Genomic DNA, 7,928 nt, shown 5'->3' with positions numbered 1-7,928 from the left:
GCCGTTTTTGGGCACTGATGACGACTGTCAGTTACCTTTTTCGGAGGACCTGACGGATTTCGAGCACTGATGACGACTGTCAGTTACCTTTTTCGGCAGACCTCACCGTTTTTGGGCACTAACGCCCCGTATCTCACCATCCCCTCCCAGTTTTCAATGAGTTCCCAACACCTATCTGGTTAAAACTTCCTGTTCTTACAATACATTCACTAAAATAGAATAGAATTACACTTGTCCAAAGCGTTTATGGACTCTTTGGCGGCGGGTAATGTGATAAAGAAGGAGTGGGGCTGATGCTTAAAAAACTTGAACTTTCTGACTACCAGCTGTGGATGTGTGCGAAGATTAAAGAAAAATTGACTGAGGACCCTCATGCTGTGGAATATAGTCCTGCCTATCATGACAATGTTGAGGAACGGGAAGTCATCTCGCTCGCTCTCAGCGAAATGCTTTACAGGCTGGGCGGACTGGATCCACAGATGAAGAAAATAGATTAAAGAGGCCAGCAACGGCCTCTTTTTTGTGCAAACCAGCTTATGCCCGTCCATTTTCTTCCCCGACTTATTGCGGAATTGAACTTTCTGCATCAATATAGCCAGCTCCGTAAATATTCGGATCAAGCGCCGTCCGTAATTCGGCACCTGATTTCAGCATCGTTTTAACATCATCGGGAGTCAAATCAGGATTATGCTGCTTGATCAAGGCAGCGACTCCCGCGCAAATAGGTGTCGCCATGGAAGTTCCTGATAAAACAAAATAGTCATTATCCACACGGCTGGACTTTTGGATTTTATCCAGATAGGAATTAGGCGCTCTCAGCGAAACGATGTTGACTCCCGGTGCGAGCAAATCTGGTTTTATCTCCCCATAAATGGTTGGCCCTCTGCTCGAAAAATTGGCTGCGTCGTCATCTTCCCTTTCGACTGTATTTCTGTCATCTGACGCACCGACCGTGATCACTTGATCACTAATGCCCGGACTGGCAATCGTTCTGCTTCTCGGTCCATCATTCCCGGCAGCGACACAGACAACAATTCCGGCAGCCCATGCTTCCTCGACAATTCTCACCATCGGGTCTTCATTTTCATCGCCAAAGTCCTGGGCGGTACTTCCAAGAGACATGGAGATAATATCAATCTTTTTATCCGGATTTTCTTCATTGTAGCTGATGCACCATTCAACCCCTCGCATCACGGTTTCGAGCGAGCCGGAGCCCAGCTTATCCAAAACCTTTACTCCTGCGAGACTGGCTTCCGGTGCAGGGCCTCTATATTTAAAATCAGAAGCTTCTCCGCTCCCGGCTGCGTCGCCCGCACAGTGTGTGCCATGGCCATTGTCATCATAGGCTTCCGTTCTATTGTTAACAAAATCTACGAAATCCGTAATCCGTCCCGCCAAGTCACGATGAGGATAGATTCCCGTATCAATGATGGCAATTTTGACTCCTCTGCCGGTTAATATCCCCTGTTCCCTTACAACGTTATCAGCCTTGGCCGATTTTACCGCTACATCAAGCAGCGCCTTGACCTCCCGATTCAGGTAGACTCTTTTCACATGCCCGCAGCCAGAGAGAATCTCTTCAAGACAGCTGGGAGTAAGATCGGCGCTGCAGCAGGAAACTCTTGAAAAGTGATGCCTGATATTGTTTCTCATATGGCGGTTCATAATACCGGTGACTTCCTGGCATCCGGCTTCATAACCGCCTTTCTCGAATTCAATAATAACCGAAAACTTTTTACTTTTTTTAATGGCCCCTTCCAGGAATTTATGCAAAAAACATGGCGTCCATTTAAAAGGCCGGTAAAGATTCAGCATTTCTTCCCTTAATGGGCGTTCCAGCTTATCTGCATGATTGCGGACCATTTGGACCATTGAAAAACCAAACAAAGCCATTCCCCTTCCCTTCATAACTTTTGTTATAAGCTATGATGGTCCCGATGAAATGGCTTTGGTGTTTGTCCCTGCATAATAAAAAAAGGCTGTTGGATTAGTGGCCAGCCAATATTTTCAGCTACTTCGCAAGTGAATGCTTGAACGCATAAATGACGGCCTGGGTCCTGTCCTGGACCTGCAGCTTGCTCAAAATATTGCTCACGTGTGTTTTGACGGTTTTAAGGGCGATGAACAGTTCGTCGGCGATTTCCTGGTTGCTTTTACCTTCAGTCATTAAAAGCAGCACTTCCATCTCACGCTCAGTCAATTCTTCATGAGGAAGGACATTTTGCTTCTGGCGCATTTTCATCATCATTTTGCCGGTGACTTCCGGCTCAAGCACTGGCTGTCCGTGGTATGTAGCCCGGACGGCATTGGCAATGTCGCTCGCCTTTGAAGTCTTCAGCATATAGCTCGTTGCACCTGCTTCAAGTGCAGGGTACACCTTTTCATCATCAAGGAAGCTGGTCACCACGATGATTTTCGCTTCAGGCCATTGCTCCATGATTTTCCGCGTTGCTTCAATGCCGTCCATTTCCTTCATGACAAGGTCCATCAGGATGATGTCCGGCTTCAGGCTCAGGCAGAGCTCGACTCCTGTCCGGCCATTGTCCGCCTCTCCCACGACCTCAATGTCAGGCTGTGCAGACAAATAGGAGGAAACCCCAATCCGCACCATTTCATGGTCATCGATAAAAACTACTTTAATCATCTTCCTCACCCGCCGTTTTTAATATAGGAATCTTTGCTTCCAGCTTTGTACCCTTGTTTTTAACGCTGACGATTTTCAGGATGCCGCCGATTTCCCCGGCCCGCTCATGCATATTCTGCAGTCCGTATGAGCCGGCCTTCGATTCTTCCACATCAAATCCGATGCCGTCATCGGACACTCTCAAGATGACCATGTCATCCCGTCTAATCAGCAAAACATCAAGCTTTACGGCCTGGGAGTGGCGGAGCGTATTGGAGACAGACTCCTGAAGGATCCTGAATAAATGGTCTTCCACACCCTTATCAAGGGGAAAGTGTTCGAGTTTCCAGTGGATTTTCATGGTGACTTTCTGGGAGAGTTCGATCAGGAGCTCCTCTGCTCCTTCCTGCAAGGTCTTGCCCTTCAAGGCGGCCGGCCTGAGGTGGAGCAGCAGCGCCCGCATCTCCAGCTGTGATTTATGGATCATCTCTTCGACCATTTTCAGCTGCTTGGCTTCCCGGGCCTCCGCTGGGCCCGGATCTGCAGCCAGATCCTTGGATTCATTGATCGCCGACATCATCATGGACGCGGCAAAAAGCTGCTGGGAGACAGAATCGTGCAGCTCTCGTGCGAGCCGGTTCCGCTCCTGTGAAATGATTTCCTGTATCCTTGTTTCCTGCTCTTCCGCCTTTTCGTTTGCCAGTCTCTGGGACAGCATCGTTTTTTCGGACATCTGTTTCTGGACTTTTTGAATCCGTTCCGAAATCAATCCTGTTTCAGGCAGCATGTCTGCCTGCGGCGGCTCTGAGTAGCGTCCTTCTTCCAGCTGGTACAGCCAGCCCTCTACATTCTGCAGCTGCCTGCGCCAGTAAAAGCCTGTGAAGATTCCGAACAGGAGGCCGAAGCCAAGGCTTACACTTGCTGTAAAAACAATAAAGGGAATATCCACAAGTTCCAGTTCCCAAAGCTCTGACCAGTGGTCCAGCGGGTGAACCCAAAAATAGGAAGAGGTGAGAAAGAGAAACAGCAAAAAAGCGAGGGACATCCCCCACAAGATTTGGCGCTGGACAATGCTCATATCCGCTTCACCTCGATATTCCCAATCAGCATGGATGTGAAGATTTTAATTTTCTGTTCCGCCCCGTCATAACCCGGGGTTTTGACGACCAGCTGCTGGTTAAATGAACGGTCCTGGTGATATTCCAGCAAGTCCGCAGCCCCCAACAGTGTTGTATGGTGAATATTCACTTCGATATCATATGGTACAAAGATTTTGATATTCCCGACAATATTGCGGATAAAAATCACTGCCTCGCCTTTTGGGAGAACCGTGTAGCTGAAATCGATGACTGTATCGCCGATGCCGGCAAGGACATTGATGTCATCCCACTCATAGGCCTGCTGCGGAGTTTTTTGGCTGCCGAACCAGGAATTTTTAATGAATGGGGTGGAATTGACCAGCAGATGGTCTCCTGAAGGAGCAGGTTCTTCAATCACCGGCCTGATAATGGCGGGCTTCTTTTTGGACTGGGCAAAATGGATGACAATGTAAATCAGGACGGATAGCAGAAAAAACCGAAACGTCAGCATGCCGATCACACAGCTGATGAAGAAAAAAAGTCCGCCCCAGAAAAGCATCTTCCCCATCATTTTATGAAGCATCTTGCGGCCAAAATAAACCATCGCTCCCGACACAAAGAGAGAAAAGATCAGGCCGGGATTGAAAAAGAAGACCTCCAGCAGCAACAGCAAGGCGCCAATGAGGACAATCCAGCTTATATAGTCATCTTTCATTTTGTTCAACAAGATCTTTTCCTCCTTTCTGGCGGGTACTGGTTCAGGAATGAAAAGGCGCGTCAAGCTTGCGCCTCTTCTTTAGAATACCATGTTTCCTGTTTTAATTAGCATAGGTTTCCTTGTTTTTCATTTCTTTTTCGAGCTGGGCGATGCGGCCATCGATTGTATTGCGATAATACGAACTGTTCACCTGGTTCTCCAGGTTGGCGAGGTAGCTCTCGATTTCGGTGAACCGGGAGTGAGCCTTGCCTGAGTAATCCTCCTGGTTCATCACATGGTCCATTGTCGTATGGGCGCGGGTCACGTTTTCCCTGCCCATCAGTTCCATACGGCGGATATGCATATCCTTCAATTTGTGTTTCATGTCCTCATATTTATGTTCAAGCTCCTGAAGCTGGCTTCCGGCATTGGCCAAAGCTTCCTTCAGGTGGGACGCTCTTGCTTCATACTGGCTTTGTTCCTGGGCGGCAAAAACATGAAGTTCAGTTTCACCGGCCTTTTGTGCAACCTCCGCCTGGTAGCGGCGCTTTTCGGCCATTTCTTCCGCCTTCTGATACTCGGCAGTAAATTGTTCCTTCAGCTGATGCTGCCGCTCAAGCAGCTTGCGGACCTTTTCTGTCTCGTTCTCGCATTCACGGAGATACTGATTCAGCATCGCAATTGGATTTTTACGTTCCTTGCGATCGAGTGCTGAATTCAGATCGGCCAAGATGGTTTCTTTTAAACGGGTAAACAGGTTTGTCATATCAATACACTCCTTCAATCAGTATTTTTTAAGTTCGGACCATTGCTTTTCAAAATTGGCAAAGGGGTCATTGCTGGTTGTGCTCCCAGTCTCCCCGGCATTCCATTTTTTATAGACCAGGTACAGGACAAAAGCAGCGGCGATGCCCAGGATGGCTGGAACATTCGATGCGGCCGCCATGAGGATAAAGAACCCAAGCGCACCCCAGATGATTTTCTTAAAAGTGGAATCACTAACTAAAAATTGTTTCACGATGAAGTAGAGAACAAACAGGCTGACGGCCAGACCGAAAAGCGGGCCAAGGTTTGAGATCAGCACGAGAGCGGCGATGCCACCTGCCAGCAGTAAACCGAATTTTTTCATTTTCGTTTCCTCCTTTCTTGATATCATCTTACCTCGATTGCAAAATCCCCATAACGAGCCTGAGCTTGATTTTCAGGTAGGACCTGAGGCGGAGGAATAGGTAGGACTGTCCCCTGCGTGCACGTTGAAAGACAATAAAAAAGCACCGGCAATCCACTATTGCCAGTGCTTTTTTGCTACTTCGCTATAAACATTTGCGTCCAATAATGGCCATAGGAGCCTCCGGTCACATGGCCGACGCCGATATGGGTGTACGAGCTGTTCAGAATATTGGCGCGGTGGCCGGGGCTGTCCATCCAGGCTTTGACCACTTCCTGCGGAGTCCGCTGGCCAGCGGCAATATTTTCTCCCGCGCTTCGATAGGCAATGCCAAATCCTTTAATCATATCGAATGGGGTCCCATATGTCGGGCTGTTATGCTGGAAGTAGTTTTTATCCCTCATATCGGCCGATTTGTACCGGGCTACTCTGGATAGCTGCCAATCTGCCGCCAGCGGCTTCAATCCGTGCCTGGCCCGCTCCTGGTTCGTCAGCTGGATTACCTGGTTCCCAATATTCTTTGCCGTACTTAGGTCCGGAACTGTAATCTTCTGGCCAGGATAGATCAGGGCCGGGTTTTTAATATGCGGGTTGGCACCAATAATTTCTGATAGCCCTACCTTGTACCATACAGAAATTTTCCACATTGTATCGCCAGAACGTACAGTGTGTACCTGCTGTGCAAAGGTTACCGATGGGATCATGACCAGCAGCACCAAAATTAGCAACAATTTTTTCAACATTTTCTCATCCTCCTCCTGAAATAGGATGAGAAAATGAAACGGAATTATACAGAACGCATTGTTAAATTTTTATAAAAGCTTTCTCTCGCAAACGACCACACCGTCCCCATCGGCATAGGCATAGCTGCCTGGCTGCCACTGGATCCCGCCAAACGAGACTGGAACCTGCTTTTCCCCTTTTCCTTCCTTCTTGCTTTTAAGAGGATTGCTGCCAAGGGCAAAGATGCCAACATCCAATTTGGCCAGATCCTCCGTATCGCGGACACAGCCGTTGATGATGATGCCAGCCAGCTTGCGGTTTTGGGCAATTTCCCCAAGGCGGTCGCCCATCAGCGCACAGCGCCTGGACCCTCCCCCATCAACCACCAGCACACTGCCTTCCGGGATGCTTTCAAGGCTTTCAAGCACAAGGACATTGTCCTCAAATACCTTGACCGTGGAAATCGGGCCATGAAATTTAGGCTTCTTGCCATATGATTTGAATTCACTTTGGCACACCGTCAGCTCACTTGCATGCTCATCGCATAAATCTGCACATTTGAAATCCATCGATAACACTCTCCCCTGCCTTTTTCTTAACTAGTTCTAGATTCAGCCCGCTTTTCCTCCTTTTTCTTGACAACCTAGTGCTGGCAACCGGGGCAGTAGAAAGTCTTTCTTGAGGAGACGATTTCCTTGATGATCAGGGCACCGCACCTTATGCAGGCTTCCCCCTCACGGTCATACACCCGGCGCTGCTTTTCGTAGCCCCCAGTTTTCATGTCAGCTTTAAACAGGGGCTGGTCCATGTAGCCGCCAGCCTCAATGGCCCTCAGGAAGACCGTCTTCATTCCATGGTACATGAAATTCAGCTCTTGAGGCTCAAGCTCCGTAAAAGTCCTCACCGGCTTGATGCCTGCTTCATGGCAGATTTCATCACTATAGCAATTACCAATGCCGGCAATTACCTTCTGGTTCACCAGTGTCGTCTTAATCATGCCTTTCCTGCCGGAAAACAGCTCCTGGAACTTTCCAATCGTAAATGCAGGATCAAGCGGCTCCGGACCCAAATCAGCCAATTCCGCTTGCAGGCTCTGTTCGTCATGGAGATGCAGGAAACCCAGCCTGAGGCCAATAAAATACATCTTCATTTCCCCAAACGAAAGGATGATCTGCTTGGTCCTGTCCGGGTTGTCATGGCTGTCCCCAAGATACATCCACCCGCCCAGCATCAAGTGAAGAAGGAGGCTTTTCCCTGACTTTAGCCGAAAAATCAGATGCTTCGCTCTCCGTTCGACTCCAGTAACGCTATTTCCCTTCAGCTCGGCGATAAATTGAGCTGCAGAAACATTGATTGTTTTTTCCCGGTTTACTTCTGCATCACTGATTGTCCTTCCAACAATCCGTTCACCCAGCATTTTTCTGTAAGTTTCCATCTCCGGAAGCTCCGGCATGTTCTTCAGCCCCTTCTCAGGTGTTTTCCTTAGTATGTTTGGGGAGAAGTGAACCATGCACGCTTTTAAGTATCCTAGCTGGCAAAATGGATACTCCTGCATATGTGAATTTAGGTGTACATAGAATTTTCAAAGTTACCTAATCGTCTTTTTAAAACAATCTCCGGGCACATTGAACCCTTCAA

General features: G+C 48.4%; 10 protein-coding genes. 1 reads left to right on the top strand and 9 read right to left on the bottom strand.

All coding sequences use genetic code 11. The features are described from left to right. Positions 1-293 precede the first annotated feature (293 nt). On the top strand, positions 294-497 hold the full coding sequence (locus ADU22_RS07315) for a hypothetical protein (protein ID WP_046525202.1): 204 nt from the start codon (positions 294-296) through the stop codon (positions 495-497). A 64-nt stretch (positions 498-561) separates the two neighbouring features. Here the strand turns inward: ADU22_RS07315 and ADU22_RS07310 are convergent, their stop codons facing one another. The 9 genes from ADU22_RS07310 to ADU22_RS07270 all read right to left on the bottom strand — a co-directional run bounded on the left by ADU22_RS07310 (position 562) and on the right by ADU22_RS07270 (position 7,743). Next, positions 562-1,887, bottom strand: a complete 1,326-nt coding sequence (locus ADU22_RS07310; RefSeq protein WP_053361569.1) for a S8 family peptidase — start codon at positions 1,885-1,887, stop codon at positions 562-564. A 124-nt stretch (positions 1,888-2,011) separates the two neighbouring features. Beyond that, positions 2,012-2,644 (bottom strand): response regulator transcription factor, encoded by a 633-nt coding sequence (locus ADU22_RS07305; RefSeq protein WP_053361568.1) that lies wholly within the window; start codon positions 2,642-2,644, stop codon positions 2,012-2,014. Continuing rightward, entirely contained in the window at positions 2,637-3,701 is a 1,065-nt protein-coding gene (locus ADU22_RS07300) for a sensor histidine kinase (RefSeq protein WP_053361567.1), read from the bottom strand. The genes ADU22_RS07305 and ADU22_RS07300 overlap by 8 nt, the downstream gene beginning before the upstream one ends. Then, complete coding sequence (gene liaF, locus ADU22_RS07295) at positions 3,698-4,429, bottom strand: cell wall-active antibiotics response protein LiaF (protein WP_197280029.1); 732 nt, start codon at positions 4,427-4,429, stop codon at positions 3,698-3,700. The genes ADU22_RS07300 and liaF overlap by 4 nt, the downstream gene beginning before the upstream one ends. Before the next feature lie 91 nt (positions 4,430-4,520). Next, on the bottom strand, positions 4,521-5,165 hold the full coding sequence (locus ADU22_RS07290; RefSeq protein WP_053361566.1) for a PspA/IM30 family protein: 645 nt from the start codon (positions 5,163-5,165) through the stop codon (positions 4,521-4,523). Between the two features lie 18 nt (positions 5,166-5,183). After that, positions 5,184-5,528 (bottom strand): lmo0954 family membrane protein, encoded by a 345-nt coding sequence (locus tag ADU22_RS07285; RefSeq protein ID WP_053361565.1) that lies wholly within the window; start codon positions 5,526-5,528, stop codon positions 5,184-5,186. Positions 5,529-5,704: 176 nt separating this feature from the next. After that, on the bottom strand, positions 5,705-6,310 hold the full coding sequence (gene safA, locus ADU22_RS07280; RefSeq protein ID WP_053361564.1) for a SafA/ExsA family spore coat assembly protein: 606 nt from the start codon (positions 6,308-6,310) through the stop codon (positions 5,705-5,707). A gap of 69 nt (positions 6,311-6,379) precedes the next feature. Beyond that, positions 6,380-6,859, bottom strand: a complete 480-nt coding sequence (gene rraA / locus ADU22_RS07275; protein ID WP_053361563.1) for a ribonuclease E activity regulator RraA — start codon at positions 6,857-6,859, stop codon at positions 6,380-6,382. A 74-nt stretch (positions 6,860-6,933) separates the two neighbouring features. Further along, positions 6,934-7,743, bottom strand: a complete 810-nt coding sequence (locus ADU22_RS07270) for an Fpg/Nei family DNA glycosylase (protein ID WP_053361562.1) — start codon at positions 7,741-7,743, stop codon at positions 6,934-6,936. Between the last annotated feature and the right edge of the window lie 185 nt (positions 7,744-7,928).

The organism is Bacillus sp. FJAT-27251 (assembly GCF_001273925.1).
Taxonomy (GTDB): domain Bacteria; phylum Bacillota; class Bacilli; order Bacillales; family Cytobacillaceae; genus Mesobacillus_B.
The sequence above is the reverse complement of the archived record's forward strand: the minus strand, read 5'-3'. Positions and strand labels throughout refer to the sequence as shown.